At 41.5% G+C, this 20,080-nt stretch carries 13 protein-coding genes and 2 pseudogenes; 6 read left to right on the forward strand and 9 right to left on the reverse strand.

The window, feature by feature from the left end:
- Positions 1-128 precede the first annotated feature (128 nt).
- Entirely contained in the window at positions 129-1,181 is a 1,053-nt protein-coding gene (locus ACJJI3_RS09930) for an NAD(P)H-dependent flavin oxidoreductase (RefSeq protein WP_444942310.1), read from the forward strand.
- A 39-nt stretch (positions 1,182-1,220) separates the two neighbouring features.
- Here ACJJI3_RS09930 and ACJJI3_RS09935 read toward each other — a convergent pair whose 3' ends face one another.
- Positions 1,221-1,961 carry a carbon-nitrogen hydrolase family protein gene (locus ACJJI3_RS09935; RefSeq protein WP_444942311.1) on the reverse strand — a complete coding sequence of 247 codons (741 nt, stop codon included), beginning with the start codon at positions 1,959-1,961 and terminating at the stop codon, positions 1,221-1,223.
- A 322-nt stretch (positions 1,962-2,283) separates the two neighbouring features.
- The gene (gene pcaB / locus ACJJI3_RS09940) at positions 2,284-3,633 is read right to left on the reverse strand and encodes a 3-carboxy-cis,cis-muconate cycloisomerase (protein WP_444942312.1); all 1,350 of its coding nucleotides are present in this window, start codon (positions 3,631-3,633) and stop codon (positions 2,284-2,286) included.
- 671 nt (positions 3,634-4,304) lie between these two features.
- Between pcaB and ACJJI3_RS09945 the strand changes: the two genes are divergently transcribed.
- Together ACJJI3_RS09945 and ACJJI3_RS09950 are read left to right on the forward strand one after the other, a co-directional pair.
- The gene (locus ACJJI3_RS09945) at positions 4,305-5,075 is read left to right on the forward strand and encodes a class I SAM-dependent methyltransferase (RefSeq protein WP_444927224.1); all 771 of its coding nucleotides are present in this window, start codon (positions 4,305-4,307) and stop codon (positions 5,073-5,075) included.
- Complete coding sequence (locus tag ACJJI3_RS09950; RefSeq protein WP_444942313.1) at positions 5,068-6,003, forward strand: TauD/TfdA family dioxygenase; 936 nt, start codon at positions 5,068-5,070, stop codon at positions 6,001-6,003. Before ACJJI3_RS09945 ends, ACJJI3_RS09950 begins: the two co-directional genes overlap by 8 nt.
- A gap of 390 nt (positions 6,004-6,393) precedes the next feature.
- On the opposite strand, the gene ACJJI3_RS09955 is transcribed toward ACJJI3_RS09950, so the two are convergent.
- The 3 genes from ACJJI3_RS09955 to ACJJI3_RS09965 form a co-directional block, all read right to left on the reverse strand.
- Positions 6,394-6,741: a hypothetical protein gene (locus tag ACJJI3_RS09955; RefSeq protein WP_444898083.1), complete on the reverse strand. Its 348-nt coding sequence runs from the start codon at positions 6,739-6,741 to the stop codon at positions 6,394-6,396.
- Positions 6,742-7,281: 540 nt separating this feature from the next.
- Positions 7,282-7,488 carry a hypothetical protein gene (locus ACJJI3_RS09960; RefSeq protein WP_444942314.1) on the reverse strand — a complete coding sequence of 69 codons (207 nt, stop codon included), beginning with the start codon at positions 7,486-7,488 and terminating at the stop codon, positions 7,282-7,284.
- 552 nt (positions 7,489-8,040) lie between these two features.
- Complete coding sequence (locus ACJJI3_RS09965) at positions 8,041-8,217, reverse strand: transposase (RefSeq protein WP_444942315.1); 177 nt, start codon at positions 8,215-8,217, stop codon at positions 8,041-8,043.
- An 18-nt stretch (positions 8,218-8,235) separates the two neighbouring features.
- On the opposite strand from ACJJI3_RS09965, the pseudogene ACJJI3_RS09970 reads away from it, so the two are divergent.
- Positions 8,236-9,399 (forward strand): annotated as a pseudogene (locus ACJJI3_RS09970) (IS3 family transposase).
- A 134-nt stretch (positions 9,400-9,533) separates the two neighbouring features.
- On the opposite strand, the gene ACJJI3_RS09975 reads toward ACJJI3_RS09970, so the two are convergent.
- From ACJJI3_RS09975 to ACJJI3_RS09990, 4 genes are all read right to left on the reverse strand, one after another.
- Complete coding sequence (locus ACJJI3_RS09975) at positions 9,534-9,707, reverse strand: transposase (RefSeq protein ID WP_444942316.1); 174 nt, start codon at positions 9,705-9,707, stop codon at positions 9,534-9,536.
- Positions 9,708-10,096: 389 nt separating this feature from the next.
- Complete coding sequence (locus ACJJI3_RS09980) at positions 10,097-12,106, reverse strand: carbamoyltransferase family protein (RefSeq protein ID WP_444942317.1); 2,010 nt, start codon at positions 12,104-12,106, stop codon at positions 10,097-10,099.
- 76 nt (positions 12,107-12,182) lie between these two features.
- On the reverse strand, positions 12,183-13,718 hold the full coding sequence (locus tag ACJJI3_RS09985; protein WP_444942318.1) for a leucyl aminopeptidase: 1,536 nt from the start codon (positions 13,716-13,718) through the stop codon (positions 12,183-12,185).
- A 1,369-nt stretch (positions 13,719-15,087) separates the two neighbouring features.
- A complete protein-coding gene (locus ACJJI3_RS09990; RefSeq protein WP_444942319.1) occupies positions 15,088-15,213 on the reverse strand; it encodes a hypothetical protein in 126 nt (41 codons plus the stop codon).
- Between the two features lie 2,400 nt (positions 15,214-17,613).
- On the opposite strand from ACJJI3_RS09990, the pseudogene ACJJI3_RS09995 reads away from it, so the two are divergent.
- A pseudogene (locus ACJJI3_RS09995) lies at positions 17,614-18,628 on the forward strand (IS256 family transposase); the annotation flags it as partial.
- Between the two features lie 199 nt (positions 18,629-18,827).
- Positions 18,828-20,057: an efflux RND transporter periplasmic adaptor subunit gene (locus ACJJI3_RS10000; RefSeq protein WP_444942320.1), complete on the forward strand. Its 1,230-nt coding sequence runs from the start codon at positions 18,828-18,830 to the stop codon at positions 20,055-20,057.
- Positions 20,058-20,080: the final 23 nt, after the last annotated feature.

A 20,080-nucleotide genomic window follows, 5' to 3' on the forward strand; every position in this document is an offset into this window, starting at 1 on the left:
AATCCACCTAGGATTGCTGTTCGCGCTCCCCAAAAACTTTTGCAGCAGTAACGCCTGCGAGGTATAGCTACCTCGCACAATCTGCACTAAGGTGGCCCAGAAGGGGAGCGCAACTCACAGGTAGGGCCATGAATCCATTACTCGAAAAACTCGGAATTTCCCATCCCATTTTTGCAGCACCCATGGCCGGGGTATCCACACCCGCTCTCGCCGCCGCTGTATCCAATGCAGGAGGACTCGGCTCACTTGGACTCGGCGCCTGCTCAGTAGAAAAAGCCGCAGATGAAATTCGTTGTACTCACGACCAGACCGAGCACCCCTTCAATGTAAACCTCTTTTGCCACCAGCCCCCAACAAAAGATCCCCAACGGGAGCAAGCCTGGCTTTCCCATCTCGCCCCACATTTTGCCGCCTTCGATGCACCGGTTCCCAAGCTGATCAATGAACCCTACTCAACATTTATCGGCAATAAGGCCATGCTGGAAGTTTTGCTCGAGCAAAAGCCACCGGTTGTCAGCTTCCACTTTGGCCTACCGTCAGAAGAGTTTATCGCCGCACTAAAAGGTGCAGGGATTATCTTGATGGCCACGGCAACTTCCCCTCAAGAAGCCAAACTTGCTGAGGATGCTGGTATCGATGTTTTAATTGCCCAAGGTATTGAAGCTGGTGGGCATAGGGGGGTCTTCCACCCAGAGGGCGACCAGGAAATTGGAACTCTGGCCTTGGTGCGATTGCTGTGTTGCCACAGCAGCCTACCAATCGTTGCTGCGGGTGGCATTATGGATGGCGCCGGCATTCGCGCTGCACTCTCTCTCGGGGCTAGTGCCGTGCAAATGGGAACCGCATTTGTCCTCTGTCCGGAATCTGCGGCCTCCGACAGCTACCGCAGCGCCTTGCAAAGTGAGCGCGCACAGCACACAGAGATCACCGCCAATATTTCCGGGCGCCCCGCTCGCGGTATCAGCAACCAATTCTATAAAGCGCTAAGTAAGGGCGCTCCCCCTCTGCCGGATTACCCGATCGCTTACTCCGCGGGCAAAGACCTGGCTCAGGCAGCTACAAAAGCGGGCAATGACGAATATGCCGTTCAATGGGCCGGACAAGGAGCCCCTCTCGCACGAGCCCTGCCCGCAGCCGGATTGGTGACAGCTTTAGTAGCAGAGCTGGAAGCGAGTCAATGAGGGGAGCTATTGGCAACTACCATTTATAGAGCTGCACAATTAAAGAGATACAATCTCCGAACACCACCCTTCATCATCGCGCTCAACGCAAACTAGTTGGCTGGCTGTATCACTCGCACTGACAATCTCACCTTCGGGGCCCCAAGCTGCACTACAGCCGGCTGTGGAATAACCACCCGTCGGCTGATTAAAGTTCGCAATAGCCACCAATAAATTGTGCTCTAAAGCATAATTTGCCAACTGTTGACTATCCTCCGGGTATCCCATCGGAGTAATCAATACCCCTGCCACATAAACTGAAGCCCCCTGCTTTTCATAGGTGGCAACATGACCTGGGTTACACACATCTGCACAAATAGCCAGAGCTACGGTCTCACCTTCGATGTTCAGTGATAGATATTCAGATCCGGGAACGAACCATTTTTCTTCTCCTGGGTGCAAATGTATTTTCAAATAAACAGAAATCTCACCCTGAGGAGAAAATACGAGCGAACCGATCGCAATACCATTCTTCTGACGAATAGGCGCACCCACAACTAGCCAAACATCACTGTCAGCTGCCAAGTCAGCTAGAGGGCTTAACTGTGGATCGTCGATCTTAAGCGCTAATTGTTCAGCCAGATCCGGCTCATAACCAGTTAAAGAAAGTTCAGGAAACACCACAATAGAGGCCTTTTTCCTTACTGCGACTTTTACAGCATGGATATGTGACTCAATATTGCGTTCTATATTTCCTTTCACTGACGGCAACTGTGCCAATGCCAGTTTAAACCTGCCCATCATCCCCCCCCTCAGATCACCACTTAAATACAACATGAACCGAATAAATTACTGTATATGTTACACCACAAGTAATAAGCATCGATTCTTGATTGTGTTAATTTTTAAGTTACGCTCGCCTCTAGAATCCTTATCTTTAAATAAATAACCTACATTTTCTTCAGGTATCTATTTAAAAATAAAATAGTTGACTGAAAAAATAACAACCAGCCAAGATAAATATTTAGACTCTAATCTTAGAGAGTTTGCATTAAGAGCAGCGGACACAAGAATCAATCCACAGCAGCTAGCACTGACAATTGGGAAACGGCAGGTTACTGAGTCAGCGCTCTTTTCCAGCAAGCGTTGCATCAACCATCTCCCCGCATGATCCAAGATAGTTATGAGGGTCAAGAAGTTGATCTAACTCCGCATCAGAGAGAGCCCCCGACACCTGTCTATCTTCCTTTAACAAGTCAGAAAAAGGACGACCCGTCTCCATTGCCTGGCAGCAAATCTGGTAAACCAAATCGTGGGCATTCTCACGCCCCAGTTTCGGTCCCAGTCCCATCATTACAGCCTCAGAGAGCACTAAACCTCCAGTCATTTCCAAGTTTCGCATCATTTTTTCTGGAAATACCTGAAGTCCTTCTAGCGCAAAACGTGCCTGGGATAATACCGATGCGGTAAGACAGAATATTTCCGGCAGAACAATCCACTCTATCTCCCACGGGCCCGTAGCCCGCTCATGGTCTTCAACCATCGCTTCCAGCAAAGAGGCAACCTGCTGTCTAACCACTGGGACAGTACCGCTGATAAGAACTGCTGATAGAGGATTGTGTTTTTGGGGCATTGTACTAGACGCACCCCGGCCAGATATAAGAGGCTCCGCCACCTCCCCGACTTCTGTCTGTGCCATTAGTTTTATATCGAGGGCTATTTTTCCCAAGGTGCCAGTAATCAGCCCCAATAGACAAGCCACTTCGGTAACGCGATCTCTCATCGTATGCCAGGCGATACAAGGGACTCCGAGATCGAGTTCCTGCATAATTCCTCTTTGAACTTCTAGCCCCTGATGCCCCAGGGAAGAAAGATTACCCGCCGCACCACCAAATTCCCCTACAAACGCCCTAGACTTTATCTCTCTTAAGCGCGTTTGATGGCGATGAATACCAGCCAACCAAACTGCCGCCTTGTAGCCGAACGTTATAGGTACCGCTTGTTGAAGATTGCTGCGCCCAATCATAGGCGTATCCCTGAAACGCTTGGCCAGGCTTGCTAAAGCATCTGCGATTGCATTGACCTCCGTCTCAACAATTTCAAGCGCCGCCCTAATCTGTAAGACGGTTGCCGTATCCGTAATATCTTGAGTAGTAGCCCCCCAATGACACCACTGACCTAAATCTCGACTACACAGTGACACTAGCTGCTCTACAACACCCAGCACCGGATAACCAATCAGCTCCGTTTGCTCCTTAAGCTTTACAAAATCTATCTGCTTGGCGTCACAGTGTTGAGTAATGTCCTCTGCAGCCTCTGTAGGGATTATTTTTAACCGGGCCTGTACTTTGGCCAGCGCCGCTTCAACATCGAGATAGCGCTGAACACGCTGTTCATCCGAAAAAATCTTCCGCATTGCTGAAGTACTAAAAATATCGCAAAAAACGACAGAATCAATCGCGGTTGCTCTCATATCAAATCACGCTTAACAAGATGCCTAGACGCCAACAGGATCAAAACCACAACAACATCAGATTAGCTAAGGAAGAGATATTCTAAAAAATTAACCTAAGAATCGAGGCGCCAAGAATATGGGGAACTAGAGGCGCCGCTAATCAAGCACTGCAATCCAACCTAAGAGAATTGAATACAACAAGCTAAAACATATCCCTGATTACATTACCCCCTACCCAAACAGCATCTTAAAGCGAATTTAATCCATTAAATTCAACCCCAAAAAATTAGTTTTATTTGACATATATCAATTCCAAAAACAAAAGTACTGCTAGCCTGAGCGGCATGAATAATATAAATAAAATGTGAGCTATAAATATTCTATCTGAACAAAAAGACTTTGAGGCTCCTCCTCCAGCTTTGCACACTTAACCAAGCAACAAAATCAAACAATAAAAAACTGCCAGCATGCCCACGCAAAACAAGCTGCAGAATACAAAAAAACACCAAGTGGATTTCCTGGTAACGACTAACTTTATATATTTAAAATGCTAGCCTTATCAAAACAGCAGTTAAACTTAAATAATTAAAGCCGCAAATACCTAAAATTTCACCAGCCATGTAGTAAACACCAATACACACATCACTGCATAGCATACTTTATCCCAAAAATTGAAGGAGCAGTTCGGGATGAACTTACCACTATCAACTGAAACCATCTATAACAAACAAGCTCACAGCTGGAACCGCTCTGAGAAAATCCTACTCAGTGATTTCACTGCTCGCCCCAAAGTTTTGGAAGCAATCGGAGATATCTCCGGGAAAAACATATTGGATATGGGCTGCGGTGAAGGCTATGTATCCAGGATGCTGCTCGACAAGGGAGCAGGTTCAATCTTTGGTGTTGACTCTTCCTCAGAGATGATTTCCCAGGCAAAGGAAACAGCTTCTGCCGGAAATTTGACGAAAGCAGAATATGCAGTTGGAAATGCCGTTACATTTACAGAATTTCCTAGAGATAAGTTTGACCATGCTATTGCTGTATTTCTTTTCAACTATCTAACCATAGAAGAAATGAAAAAGGTCATTAGTAAAGTCAAGAGTCTATTAAATAAAGGGGGCACATTTATTTTTACAGTGCCTCACCCTTGCCTTCCATTCATGAGGGAAGAAATTCCTCCATTCTACTTTCAACACGGCAACTTGACTTATTTAGATGGCATAGATCAAACATTTGAAGGAAAAATATGGCGCAGAGATGGAAAACCAGTTTCAGTGCGATGTGTGCATAAAAATTTTTCACACTATTTTGATGCTCTGGCACAAGCTGGTTTTAAATCCCTACCAACTGTTCAAGAACTCTCAGTGACTCAAGAGCACCTCGACCTAGATCCAGATTTTTTCTCACCACTAGCCGGCTATCCACTACACGTATTATTTAAGGTGCAAGTAAATGACTAACTTAGCCCCAAGTGAAGTAGTTCAAGCTCAAGCCTGGACTGCTAATGATATGAACGCAACTTCCAACTGGAAGTTTCTGTGGCCTTCAAACTGGAAATATGAAGTCGAGGCATTGGAGAGCTGGGCCAAACAACAAAACAACCCGATTGAAAATCTGACCCAAGAATCAGTTGCCACACCTGAGTTCGACCAACTTGCCAACCAGATAAAAAATGAAATAGAGCATGGTAGTGGTGTGGCATGGATACAAGGCGAGGAATCATTAAGGAAGCCAACGCTTAACCTACTATTTCTAAAGCTTAGCCTGGCAATGGGCAATACTATAGATACTTATGGCCGGCTTTATGGGATTCTCGACACAGGAAAAGACTACACTAGCGAAGCTATTCCTGTGTCCCAGACAAATGCACCCACTGGCGTCCATACTGATAGCTCACAACGTACCGTACAACCAAAGATACTTGGATTATGCTGCCTTACTCCGGCAGTTGAAGGTGGAAAATCGAAAATCGTTTCTGCGGCTCAAGTTCATGAAAACTTGCGAAAAACTGCTCCACAAAAACTAGAGATCCTGTATAACAACTATATTAGAGATTTAGTTACTCCAGGCAGTAACAAAAACATAAAAAGCATACTTGAGAACTGTTTTCCTATTTTCGAATATTCAAACGAAAAGCTCAGTATTCGTTATATGCGGTACTGGATTGAGAAAGGCCATCAGCGCGTGAACCAGCCTTTATCAAAAGAAGTACTTAAGGCTCTGGATATACTAGATAAGGAATTAAACAGTGCGGAGAATACATTAAGCTTCTACATGAACTCTGGAGATATGGTCTTCGTTGACAACACCAAAGTCCTACATGATCGGGATGGATTTATTGATACTCCGGATCAGAAGCGGGTTTATACCAGGGTATGGATTGATTAGGCTACATCTAATCAACCCATAAACCATATATTCTTTAGCAGAACACCATCACTTTGTGAGCTAATAATTTGCGAAATGCTGATTGGCAGCCTAAGAAAAACTGGAGAAGTACTTTAAACACTTCTCCAGCTTTAACGGGTGAAAGACTTCCCCGCAGAAATTTCTATTAACTCCCAATTAAACCTAACGATACCGGATACCTACTAAAAGCAAGCTAGTCTTTTTATTAACACCTCAAACACTTGACTTATGAAGTTGGAGGCTTTTTTGTCGGCAAAACGAGGCCAGCTTTTCAAAGCTTCATGCTTTAACTTAAATGGTTTCACTTGCCTGATTTTGACCCATGCATACAGCAAAAAAATAGATTGCATGACATGGGATTATAAGGTATTACAGGCGCTGTATTTGAACATGCTGAATTTTACCGCCATATACAACCACATCTTCCAAACCGGAATACTCTACTTTCTCTCCAGCATGTGTTTCACCTGTAAAGTTAAAGTTGAAATGAACTATCCCGGGTTTGGTTTCTGTAACACTGCATACTTCCCACTCAAGCTTTGAAAACATACCATGATGAAGTCTCTGCATAGACATGATGTCATTCACACCTAAGAATAGATCTCCTTTTCCTGACCTGAATGTGGAGCTTTCACAAAATAGTTTTGTGATTTCATCAAAGTTACTTTCGTTTGAGAGTTTGAAGTAATACTCTGCTACTTCCAAAGAACTCATCATCTTTTATTCCTCTCGATTACACACATCTGAGTTGTAGCATAGAGCTACTCATAAGTGCAACGCTTTACTCAGGCCATCACCGGGATAAAGCTGCTTTGGTCTACAGCACAAAGCGAGCAGAACATAGGATTCAGCAATTTGTTATGCTTTACTCCAAACAATTGAAAAAACAACCCACATGAATATAGGAGTATTGATTCCTAGTGATAAAACACCAAAATGTTGAAAACGTTTAAGCTTGGGTTTCCATCTGCTTTTGTAAATTTTACTAAACCGAAACGGTTCGTCTATTTCCTTACTTGAAATAAACATCGAAGTTATCATTATCAAAGCAGCGACAACCAATATGATTGATTTTATCAAACCACTCAGCTGAGTAAAAATCACAACCCACCAAGAAATCGGAACTACACACCCAACAAAAAACCTACCGCAAATAATGCTCTATATTTCATCCGACCTTTTTAAAAATATAACAATTCAAACACATATGTGCTTTAGCGCGTCTGTTTGATTTGATTTACTAAAGCTTGGCACCATCTACTTCCATTGCTGCTTTCGATAAGCCTTCCAATTCCTGAGCCGCATATTACTGCGATAATAATCATCCCAAGAATTGGGCAAACACTTAGGATGTCGACGCCCTCTAATTTTAATAGAAACATCAACTTCATTTATACCGGAAGCATAAAATTGCTTCATTTCATTTTTTGTATGAGGATAACGAAAGTAGTCGGTGTAGCTCATACTAACCTCCAGTAGCTATAAATTGCTAATGGAAGCCATACACTTTTCTCCAAGTATTATTCTATAATTCACGATCTTATTCTCTAAACAGTTTTAAAGAACCTTTGATCATGCAGGTCTTTTTTCTGAAGAAGTCTCAGCCGATAAAAACGGGCTTTTTTGTAAGGAAAAAGTTAATTTCAGCAAAATACCCCTCTAATTTTTTGCCCAGAGCCCGCTTTAGACAGATTTCAGGCGCACTGCCCCTAGGCGGCTAAGTATCTCCCTCCTATTAGTAAGTTAGTAAAGCCTGCCTGCAAGTGCAGGCATTCTGAATTTTTGCTAATCCACGATATCGTGTCTTAGTATACCCAAACACTCGATATACCAAAGGGGGTGCTCCAGCTTAGCCCTAACCTGGGCCTTAATTTTTTTCCTTACGGAGAGGTTCTCGCCATGGAAGCGCTTTTCACTTGCTAGGATTCATCGCCATATACCAGTCCAATTTTCGATCTTTCAGCGCTTCACAATTTCTGCACCGGTATATCCTGAGTCACCCCAAGCTCTTTTTTCTTAACTATGACGAACCCGCTCTGTCGCCGTTACGTCGTAATCGTTCGCCGGTGTAGCGTCTTCACTATGTATAATTCCTGTCACATCATCGACTACGATATGCATTTTCACACCAAAATGCCACTGCTGTAGTGGTCTACTAAACCCGGACACCAACTTAGGTGGTAAAGTTGCCATCGAAAATAGAGGTATTCAATGAGTAGACAACGTCGATCCTTTTCTCCTGAATTTAAATTAGAGGCTGCCCGCTTGGTAGTAGACCAGGGCTATTCAATTGCTGAAGCAGCCCGGTCGCTGGATGTTGGTACAATGCCTATCCTCCATTGGGTGAAGCAACTAGAGGCAGAGCGGAGTGGAGAGATGTCTGCAGGTAAAGCGCTTACCACTGAGCAACAGAAAATTCAGGTGCTTGAAACCCGCATCAATCGCCTGGAAAGGGAGAAATAGATACTTAAAAAAGCTACTGCTCTCTTGATGTCCGACAAGATGAATCGTACGCGCTGATAGACCGATTGAGTGAGCAGGAGCCAGTGGAACTGGTCTGCAAAGCGTTAAAAAATACCTCGATCATGCTACTACGAATACAGGAAAAAGAAGAACTCCGTTGATGTACCTAGAATGCAGCTCCGCTCCAAAGTCATTGAAGTCTTCGAGCGCAGCCGTGGCTCTGCAGGAAGTCGTACAGTCGTAGGTTTGCTTTATGAGCAAGGGATATCAATCGGACACTTTAAAATCCGAAGACTCATGTGTGAGGCCGGCTTGGTGTGTAAACAACCTGGTCCTCATAAGCATAAGAGAGCAATAGTCGAGCACTTAGATATACCGAATGAACTTGATCGCCAGTTTAATGTTGAGAAACCCAATCAAGTTTGGTGCGGTGACATTACCTATATCTGGGCTGGTTCAGGCTGGTGTTACTTGGCTACCATTATAGATTTACACGCTCGCCGTATCGTTGGATGGGCCCTCTCAGGGAAACCAGATACTGCACTAACGATAAGGGCACTGGAAATGGCCTGGGAGCAGCAAGGAAACCCCAATGGAGTTATGTTCCACTCGGATCAAGGCAGTCAGTATACCAGTCATCAGTTCCGCCAACGTCTGTGGCGCTACCGAATGACCCAGAGCATGAGTCGACGTGGAAATTCCTGGGATAATGCACCAATGGAAAGACTGTTTCGGAGTCTGAAAAGTGAATGGATACCCTCTCTCGGTTACACCTCTATCACAGAAGCAAGCCGAGACATCAGCCATTACTTGATGATTTACTATAATTGGGAACATCCCCACCAACACAATGACGGATTACCGCCCGCAAAAGCGGAAGAAAAACTAAACTTACTGCCCGGAAATAGTTGACCACTACATGCTGACCTTTTTTAAATCTGGTACATCTCAGGATCAAGTGTTCTCTCTTTATTTTTAGTGGAGCTGGGCGCAGCGATAATGGTTTCATCTACACTACTGCCTTTTTTCAGTAGCATAGCCATCTCTCAAAGGTACTGCTTAATTTCCTCAAAGATCTGACGACCAAGCTGGTGCGTCTCAAGTAGATACCGGAAATTGAGAATAGTTGTTTCGTCTGGAATAGGCTTTGTCAGCGTTAGGCCTGCAAAACGGCGCATCGATTCAATCTCGTAGAGAGTATCTCTCCATCGCCGGATCAATGAAATTGTAAAAGAGTTACATGCAGTGAATACTCAGCATAACCCGCAATGGATAAGGGCGGCGGCCTTTTCCTGATTTTGCTTAGAGGGGGGGCAATTTGACTCTCAAGGCGCCCCTAGGGAATTAACGAATCCATTCGCTCAAGGAACATCTCTTTACGAGTTCCACAACGTTTGTATCGGTATTCGGCTTCTACAAAGCTGACTTGAGATATGGTGTGTTACGTTATCTGTCTTGCGTTAGGCTGTTATTCTACCTCGTTTTGGGCACAAACTTATTCAGAGATTCCTTAGATTGTTAAAGTGCGCCTATTTAATATTGAGATATGCTATTGCGCAAAAGGAATAATTATATTTTTTCATAATCATGAAATTTAGACACAATTAAATCAAATTGGTGTTAGTGTTAGAACGCGCATATTCCACCCCTGGATAATTTCATTGAGTAAAGTTTCAGTCAAGGGGATATTAAGTATATTACAGCTTTGTTCAATTGATACGCCTATACCATACGACAACAATCCGAATAGTTCCTTAGTTATTTCCAGCTTCTCAACCTGAAAAAAACGAGATGCCTTTGATTCAATAGTGTAGATATCTGTATACCCTCTTGAAGATTGGAAACAACCCTTAGTAACTACATAGCTTGGCTTAATCGATAGATGTAGAGACTTAATGCCTACAGACAAGGAGCAATTTCTTGTTATCAAAAAATCACCAATAACTAAGTGAGTCAAATCAGTCGTCAAATAACAACTTATAGCGTCATCAATGGAATCCACGATCGGCTCTACATTATTGTTGAAGGAGGTATTGAGAAGAATAGGCACTCCAGTAATATCACCAAAGCACTTTATCAACTTCCAATATTTTTCATTATATTCTGGTTTTACCGCTTGAATTCGAGCAGTTCCATCCACATGGGTGATTGCCCCCAAAAAGGATTGCTTATCCTCCACCACATCTACGACAACATTCATATATTGCAAACTCCTCGACTCCATAGGTATATGGAAAAATCGGTCAGCTTCCTGAGCAAGGACAGAGGGTGCAAATGGTCGATAACCTTCTCTCTTTTTTATCATTTGATTTATACGAGTCTTATTCTCTAGTGGCCTTGGGTCAGCTAGAATACTTCTGTTACCTAAGGCTCGTGGACCAAATTCTGACTGGCCTTGAACCCAACCCACGACAGAATTATTCGCAATAAGCTGCGCCACCTGTGTACAGGTATCATCCATCTTAGAAACATTAAGAAGGGCACCCCATTTAAGGATATATTTAAACTGCTTATCCTGATTTGGTAGATTAGTACCCCAATAAATATGGGACATTGGCTTTGGCGGATTTCGAAATACCAAATGGTATGCATAGTAAGCAGCACCAATAGCACATCCAGCATCATGGGCTGCTGGCTGAACATAGACTTCATCAAATAATCCGCTTTCTATTATCTTCTTATTTAACGTGCAATTATGAGCGACGCCACCAGCGAAGCTCAACTTATTAATACCCGTACTTTTTTGAAAGTATCGAATGCAATGTAATGCGATATCTTCAATAACATACTGAACTGAAGCTGCAAAATCTTTGTGAATCTGAGTAAAAGGTTCACCTTTTCGTCTGGGTGGAATTAATCCAGTAGATAATTCTTTCTTCCATATTTCTAAGGATGGATTTCTGACAATCGTAAATTTCCCATCCTCTTTTAGATCATAAAATTCTTTCATTAGGGGAAGAAATCTATGAGGATTCCCATAAGGAGCTAACCCCATCACCTTATATTCATCAAATCGATTATAACCGATAGAGCGTATTATATTTCGATAAAATGTACCTAAAGATTGGCTATCACTCAACTCACGTATAGTTGTATATTGAAAGCCATCATTAATTCCAATAACACCTGATAGTAATCTGCCATCACCTGATGGGCCATTTCCATCAAACACGACGACCAAGCTTTTATGGAAACCGCTGGGCACAAATGCACTCCAAGCATGAGCCTCATGATGAGAGCAATAAATTAATTTTGACTGTAAATCAGTTTTAAAAAGGAGGCGTAGGTATTCAGCATTTACTTCATCACCAGTCTGCCAAGACTTAGAGCTATTATTATAAACATCAAATGCATTTTTTATCTCTCCATCATATTTTGAACAGTTTAAAGCGATATAATCAACATCCGATATTGTTATTCCCGCAGAATCCAAACAAAATTGAATAGCCCGTCTAGGGAAGAAATTGCAGTGCTTTACACGACTTAAACGTTCCTCTTCTATACCAGATATGATTTCTCCATCCTTTAGTAAAACGGCAGCCGCATCATGTCCAGTAAATTGATTACGATTAAATTCAGCTTCTAACTTATCACCAACATGCAAACCTAATATATACACAATACCTGCCATTCCCAAAAGATGAAAAAAACATTGAATATTTATTAACTAAATATATACACAAATAGTATGGGGGTCATTCTCTATAATTGAATACATCCGAACTGAAGTCAACTTCATAGTTCTCTCTAATGAACTCTACCAACAGCGGCACCGGTCTACCGGTAGCAGTTTTTCTTCCCTTTCCTTTAGCTACGACACCTGCAATATCCAGATGAGCCCAAGGCACCCTCTCCGTGAATTGAGATATAAAGCTGGCTGCCGCAGAAGCACCTGCATTTCGGCCACCGACATTAGCTATATCCGCAAAAGGAGATGATAAGTGCGATTTATGCTCGGACACTAGCGGCAGACGCCACACTAAATCACCTGATTTAATCCCGCAAGTAATGAGTGCATCAGCAAGTTTGTCATTAAAGGTAAACAGCCCTCCAAATTCCTCTCCCAACGCTACTACACAAGACCCTGTTAAAGTAGCAACATCAATCACCAGTTTCGGAGCGTATTGTCTAATCGAGTAAGTTAAAGCATCACACAAAACCATGCGGCCTTCTGCATCTGTATCCAATATTTCAATTGTCTTTCCAGACAAAGACGTTACTACATCGCCTGGCCGACATGAGTTACCGTCTGGCATATTCTCAGCGTTGGCTATCACTCCAATAACATTAGCATTAGTCTTACTTGCAGCCAAGGTGTACAACGTACCGATAACTGCTGCAGCTCCCCCCATGTCAAATTTCATATCACTCATTTGATGACGAACCTTAAGAGATATCCCTCCTGAATCAAAAGTAATTCCTTTTCCTACCAATAGAATCGGACAAGCATCAGGGTTCTTAGCGCCACGATATTCAATGATAGTTATATTTCCAGGGTTAACACTTCCTTTGGAAATAGCCGAAAATGCACCCATTCCCATTGATTCAATTTTGTCCTGACTCAGAACCTCAAAATTCAAACTATTAGATTCACTAACAACAGAAATGGCAGCTTTACTAAGGTAATCAGGCGTACAAATATTACCAGGCAAATTAGAAAGTTCTTTAGCAATCATTATACCATTTGCGGTTGATTGACCTAAACAAACAGACTTTTGAGTTAACGCTTGTGAGCTACTTAATATAACTCCTGACAATTTAGTTGATTTTACTTGCTCTTCTTTTTTATTTAACTGATAACCATATTGGCTCAGGAATAAAGCCTCACTTACCCACTCAACTAATTTATCAGCACTATGACGACATTCCTCCAAAGATAATATTGTATCTATAGAGATGCAGCAAGTAGAGTCTACCCTATGGATTTCTCGTATTACGATATTTAGCAATCTAATTATTCTGGCTCTTGATAGTACTTCATAACCAACCCCAACTACCATAAGTCTTTCAGCTTGAATTTTATTTATACTAAAAAGCGATGCAACTTGACCAAATTCACCTTGAAAACCTGCAGATTCTAGTTGATTAGAAATCTGCATGATCTCAGTATTACTTAACCCATAATATGCATGAGAAGAAAGTAACGGTGAAGTAAAAATGATAGCCACTCCGCAATCAAGAGTCCAAATTAACTCCTGCGTAAGCCCGATTTCAATTTGCATTCTACCCATAAAAACTAATCCTCCAACTATGGTAAATATCTTTTAGATCAAACACCTATATACTTGACAGCAAACTCGCCCAGAAAATAATATTTTTTAAGTTGAGAGCATACCCTTATCAAACCTAGAAAAATCAACCACAAAGTCACTTCAGGGAAAATAAATTTGAATCGAAATTAATCCTACTTAATACGGCATAGTAGCGCCACCACCACAAAACACAACAATTCAACTCTTGAAAGAAACTTCGAACACCCCTACATTTTAGAAAAAATCTAACAAGATCTTGAATAGAAATTTTTATAATAAATTTAAAACTAAGAGCCACTCTCAAAAGAAACCTTGACTACTATTTTTCACCACTTCCTTACCAACTTCATAGGTGGCTTTTCCAGCTCTTCATTCAATGGCGCATGCGATAGCTTCAACTAAAAACTGACTCACATTGTAAGCCAAATTCTTCATATAGAGCTTAATCACGGATCGGACTATCTCAATTGTTTTAACCCACATACCGCTTTGCTCAAGCCTCATAAAATAAAATGCACACTAAACTGAAGCTTGAATTCTTAACGTTTAGTGTTTAATTATCTGCGCTTCCATTAATAAATTGATTACCATTGCAGCTCTTCAAATGTACACAGTAGCGCCCCGTAACCAATGGATACACTCTCATCACTCTCGTAGACACTATCACCCCAAACATCATCGAAACTATATCTATCCAGCAATTTTCATTACTTATGGTCCGTGAATTCCGCCAGAAGTGGCAATGTAATCTCGAATGAAATTATACTCGTTATCCATGCAAGAATTAGTTTTTATATCAACAGAAAACCTAATCACTTCTATTGATTTCAGGGCGCCGAGATCTTCTTAGTGATCGGACTTTAGATTTTTCGCCTATCCTTTTGTGCTTGGTTTATTTTATTATCATTTCGAAAAACTTTTATAATATAGCCTTGGAGGTTATGTGAATCCTTAATCTATAAAAATGGTTATCAAATTCAAGCTAATCAATAATAACTAGAGCCTGAACACCAAAGAGAAGCCCTTTAGATTTTACAGCCGACGTTCTTCTAATATAAGTTACTACAGCTCTTGTTGAATCATTATTATTTGTGGGGCATAAATGCCTAGAACTATTCTCTTTAGGGTGCATCACCGACTTAAACCCAAGTAAATCCAAACAGGCTTCACTAGATTTTATTTCATTCAAAATAAAATGATAGTGAGCAATATTTTAAAATAGAAAAAATCGCCTACAAATTCTTCATGAAAAAACACTTTACAATAAACAAAGAGGATTTGCTAAACTTTAAACCAAATTAAAGTAGCGACCTGGGTGGTCACTCACACCCCACCCAGGTCAACCTAACTATAGTACAGCGTGTGAGCAGCCATCACATCCATCACAACCGCCACAGCTGGTAGCAGACTCAAAAGACGCATCTTCAACTACAGAATTCTCTGCGACTTCAAATATTTCATTCTCAAAAGACATAATAACTCCCTAAATTTTAGGCCTATATTAAAGTTTAATGATTAATTATTAATGATTAGAAAATCTAAACCTATACAGTGAAGGTTCTTAGCAATTAAAGCCAATGGATATATTGCAATCATTGACAACAGCCTAACTACATCATTTCAGTTTCAGAGCATCCATCACAACCACTACAGCTGTCATTTGACTCAGCCAGTATACTTTCTACAGATACCGCTTCCTCTGCCTCGAAAATTTCGTTAATCATGGAATCATCCTATTACATTTTTAAAATTTACCGTCCATTCACTTATGCCTAAAGGGTATCACCCACTGCACTGAAAACAAACGGTGTTCAGATGCGCAAAAGCGCGACTTATCATTTAGCTGTTGATAAAAGCAACCGCCAAAGATAACCTTCACTGAAAGAGGGGCACCCTCTTACAACCTAATTGCTTATATATGATATTGAATGTCATGCAAATTTTATCACGGGTATACTTATAGTTTTCTTTTTCTTATTGTCTTACCTAAATAAAAAATCTATAATAGTCAGTGTTAACTGCAACTCTTCCCGACAGAGATTTGTCTGCTGGACACAAATCTAGCGAGTAGTAGATGAAGAGTGCCGGATGGAGGCTAGTTACAACCCCATCAGCTTCATCTACTATTGATGACTACCTTCTACCCCTTGACTCTTGCTACACTCTCGAGTCATCTATATACATTGAACTCTAATATAATCACTCAGCAACCTAGAGAAAAAGTCTCTTCCTGCAGATTACCTTTTCAGATATCCAACAGGATATAAATAGTTAAATCTCTAAGGAATCAATAAATTTATGAATACGACCCTCCATTTCATCCCCCTCATCCAACTCGAGGCCCTATCGACGGCGTCGGTATCGAAGTGTCGATCCAATCTTCCACCTCAATATCCCAAATCATGCTTTCTCTCGATACTTAGACATAAATACCACGTGGTAACCGCAAAATACTTCAAGCATAGTTAATACTCACGATTTGGCATATAGCTTCCTTATATAGGACCTGCAAGCTCATGGAAGTCATACTTTTAATCTCCCAACCGAATCAGCAGAGTCTTATCAAGTCTGACTACCAGAGGGGGAGACCTACCTATGCGTCGAAAAATCGGCATGCTGGAAAAATTTTAGCGGCTCCAGCGCTTAATAACTAAGAGTTATCATTGAACTTAATTAACCTCAAGCACACACAGTGCCACTTGATGTGCCTGTTAAAATTAACATAAACGAATTTTGACAATGCGGCCAAACTGATAATTCAGATACCTCCCTGATCAAATTCTCAGCATGGGACCAGCGCAAAATTTAATGTCAACACATGCTTACTCCATCTATACAAAATTATTGAGACAAGCAAATAAAAAATGACTATCTGGTTTCTAAAATTATCACACCCCAAAAATTATGCTGATCCATATAATTATCCACACAGCCAACACCAAAAAATTATCCTAATGTAAAAGCACAACCAAAAACTTAAATTCGAAACTCTACACTTACGAAGCTGAGCCCCTTTTGACCACACCCCTCTATGTGTCTAATTTAATTTTCACAATATCCTAGCAACAAATTTCCCAAGAAACTAGCATCATACGATTATGCAATGCAAGAAATATTACTGTATGTTTTTCGTGAGGACTTACTGCAAAAAATTACACTAACGGCTAGTAGTAGTATGCACCCTATAAAGAAATAGATGGCTGTCATAAAAATGATGCGGATGTTCCACGCAAATAAATATCTAGACATAAACAAAACATACTAAGCCGAGTTTCTCAGGCAAAAAACCTAAAATTTCTTCCAACCTTGGCCCCACTAAAGAGTGCTCGCAATATTAAGATTAAAATCAACTTCCAATCAACAGAAAAAACAATAAAAAAACGAAACTATAGTGCAATGTCGCAGTGATACTAAAGAAATACGGCGTACTTTGCATAAGTCCAAACTAATAAAAAATTATAAACCCTAGCAGCACTCAACCGTCATACATGTCATACCTGTAAAATTTTTTTTGTTCCAACTTAAGTCTCCAAAAAAAAATAACAGAATACAAAATGGCACTTGATTAAAAATAAAAATAATAACAATATACAAGAAGACGGTATTTATATTTATAAATCTACTGTACTTGAGGTTGGTTAATCTATAGGTTTAAGTACACTCTAATTTATAGCGCATACGGAACCTCCAGATGCTCCATGACAATAAGTGTGAGTTATAACTAAGTCTAGTGTTTGAAGATTTGAAACAGGAAAACAGGGTATCTGGTTAATTTGTTATCGCCAAACAAAGCAATCAAGAGTGCACAACTATGGACAAGAATACCGTTGTTAAGTTTACAGGTCGACAGGAAACCACTTACCGAGCTTTTGCGCCGAGGCGGACCGAAGTTGGCCCGATAAACCAGGGGCCGAGCAAGGGCGGGGAGACGGTAACCTTCCGCTCAGCTCAGGTGCCGCCGTACGTTCGCAAGGCCCGCTCACTAGAGGCGGCGCTACCGTGGCTATACCTGAAGGCTGTTTCAACCGGCGAGATGGATTGGGCTCTGTCGGTGCTGATTGCGGCCCGGAAGCGAAAGGTATGTTAACCAGCACAGTGGCTCGCCTGAAGGCCTGTGGAAAGGCGAATATGATACTTGGAGAGCCAAATATCTGGATAGAAATCACTGGGTATGCATTTGGACAAACGGCATACATAGCGGCCTGCCCTTGGAAGAAAGCAAGCTTTTGCGCTCTGGTAGTTATTTATGTAAATGAGCCTGGAGGGAAGTACTTTCTGGCGATTGAAGATGGAAAGCGAGAGTCGAGGCTAAGCTGGGAAGGTGTACTGGGTAAGCTGAAAGAGCGTGGCATGAACGCCCCAGAACTGGCCGTTGGCGACTGCGCCTTGGGGCTCTGGGTGGCACTACCCCGAAACCCGCCAGCAACGTTTCTGGGTACACAAGACGGCCAACGTCCTGAACAAGCTGCCGAAGACAAGTCAGCCGAAAGCCACACACTTCCTGCGCGAAATCTGGAAAGCAGAGACGCGGGCGAACGCGGTGAAGGCATTCGACACGTTTATCAGGACGCACAAAGGCAAATACCCAAAGCCTGTTAAAGAATCACGAAGAGTTAATGAGCTTCTACGACTTCCCGGCAAAACACTGTCAGAGTACCCGAACAACGAACCTGATTGAGTCGACATTCGGGACGATACAGCACCGGACCAAGCGTTCAAAAGGCTGTCTATCGAGAGAAGGAATACTGCACATGCTGTTCAAGCTCGGGATGTGTGCGGAAGGAAAATGGAGAAAGCTCCGAGGTTTTGACTGCCTTGCGAAAGTTATCTCCGGAGTGAAATTCAAAGACGGAGAAGAGATGTCAACCGCTAACCAGAGTACTGCCTGATCAAGCCTGCTGAACACCAGAATTGACAGTAACTCAATAAATATTACTTTGAGTAAGCACGATGTTATGTATCAAAAAGTTTATCTGCCAGGCTTTCTAGTCAAGTCATTTAAAGAGTAACGTGGTATCTCTTCGGCCTATAGTTCAGCCTCAGAATATATAGTGCTGAAGGAGTCCACCCAAAAAGAGTTAGAAAGAAGTGGATGTTTATAAAAAAACAATCAGTCGCAAGAAAGTCATTGCTTCTGTATTGTTCGTAATAGCTATTCTATACGTATATTTTCGAGTATTTATTTCATCTAGCGATGAACTTTATGATATACCAGCTAATGAAATGATTACCGGCGTTGTTCAACGAGGTGACCTTGAGGTTCGATTGGATGCCTATGGTATTCTTAAGTCTAATTCACGTCGCCTGTTAACCTCACATAGTGATGCAGTTGTTGAAGAAATTATCTTGAAACCAGGCTCATTAGTAAGTATAGGTTCTACCATTCTTAAGCTACAATCCCCAGAGCTAAAAGAAACTCAACAGAGACTACATCAACATTATCTTAGCTCTATTGCAAATAAGCGTCATCTAAAACTAGAACAAGAACAAGAGCTTCTTGAAGAAAACCTCAATTTAGTCAAACTTACATCAAAGCAGAAGACAGTTGAATTTAACTCTTTAGAGGTAGACAAGCTGGCTGAAAAAGGAATAATTAGCAAGTTCAAACACTTGGAAATGGTAGCTGAACGAGAAGAGATTAAAACATTAATCCAAATTTCCAAATTAAAATTAAATAAAATGAAAGCTTCGCATGAAGAGGCAATGGAAATTGAGGACGTTAAGATTGCTCAAGCCAAGGCGGATTTAGTTGCAATTGAAGATAAAATTGACAGATTGACTGTTACTGTTGATAGCTCTGGTATTGTACAAGAACTATATGTCGATCTAGGGCAGAGCGTAAAAGTAGGTGATAAGCTGGCAACAGTTTCCAAATCTGATGACTTGATAGCTTCATTGAGTATTTCTCAAACCCAAGCTGTAAATTTAAACCTTGGCCTACAAGCTGAAATAGATGTTGGAGGTCAGATCATTCGAGGTGAGATAGTTCGTATTGATCCAGCAGTAAAGAATGGTACCATCACGGTAGAAGTAGAATTTTCGTCACAATTACCATCGGCAGCACGACCAAGCTTGGCTATAGAAGGCCAGATTATTGCGCTTCAAGTTAAGGATACATTGTTTGTTAGTCGCCCCCTCAATTCAAATCCGAATAGTAAAAATTTCATATTTAAAGTTAATAAAGATAATTCTATAAGTCGCCCAGAAGAAGTGGAGTTTGGAGCAGCCAATAATACGTACATTGAAATTATTAAAGGGCTTGAACAAGGCGACAAAGTTATAATATCAAATACCCATAAACTACAAGAAATGTACTAACTAAATACTCCAATATATCTTAT

This window comes from Microbulbifer maximicatervae (SeqCode) (assembly GCF_052466985.1).

Coding starts and splice junctions, on each gene's coding strand:
- ACJJI3_RS09930 (WP_444942310.1), top strand. CDS start 129: ATGAATCCATTACTCGAAAAACTCGGAATTTCCCATCCCATTTTTGCA.
- ACJJI3_RS09955 (WP_444898083.1), bottom strand. CDS start 6,741: ATGATGAGTTCTTTGGAAGTAGCAGAGTATTACTTCAAACTCTCAAAC.
- ACJJI3_RS09985 (WP_444942318.1), bottom strand. CDS start 13,718: ATGGGTAGAATGCAAATTGAAATCGGGCTTACGCAGGAGTTAATTTGG.
- ACJJI3_RS09990 (WP_444942319.1), bottom strand. CDS start 15,213: ATGTCTTTTGAGAATGAAATATTTGAAGTCGCAGAGAATTCTGTAGTT.
- pcaB (WP_444942312.1), bottom strand. CDS start 3,633: ATGAGAGCAACCGCGATTGATTCTGTCGTTTTTTGCGATATTTTTAGT.
- ACJJI3_RS09950 (WP_444942313.1), top strand. CDS start 5,068: ATGACTAACTTAGCCCCAAGTGAAGTAGTTCAAGCTCAAGCCTGGACT.
- ACJJI3_RS09960 (WP_444942314.1), bottom strand. CDS start 7,488: ATGAGCTACACCGACTACTTTCGTTATCCTCATACAAAAAATGAAATG.
- ACJJI3_RS09935 (WP_444942311.1), bottom strand. CDS start 1,961: ATGGGCAGGTTTAAACTGGCATTGGCACAGTTGCCGTCAGTGAAAGGA.
- ACJJI3_RS09945 (WP_444927224.1), top strand. CDS start 4,305: ATGAACTTACCACTATCAACTGAAACCATCTATAACAAACAAGCTCAC.
- ACJJI3_RS09965 (WP_444942315.1), bottom strand. CDS start 8,217: ATGGCAACTTTACCACCTAAGTTGGTGTCCGGGTTTAGTAGACCACTA.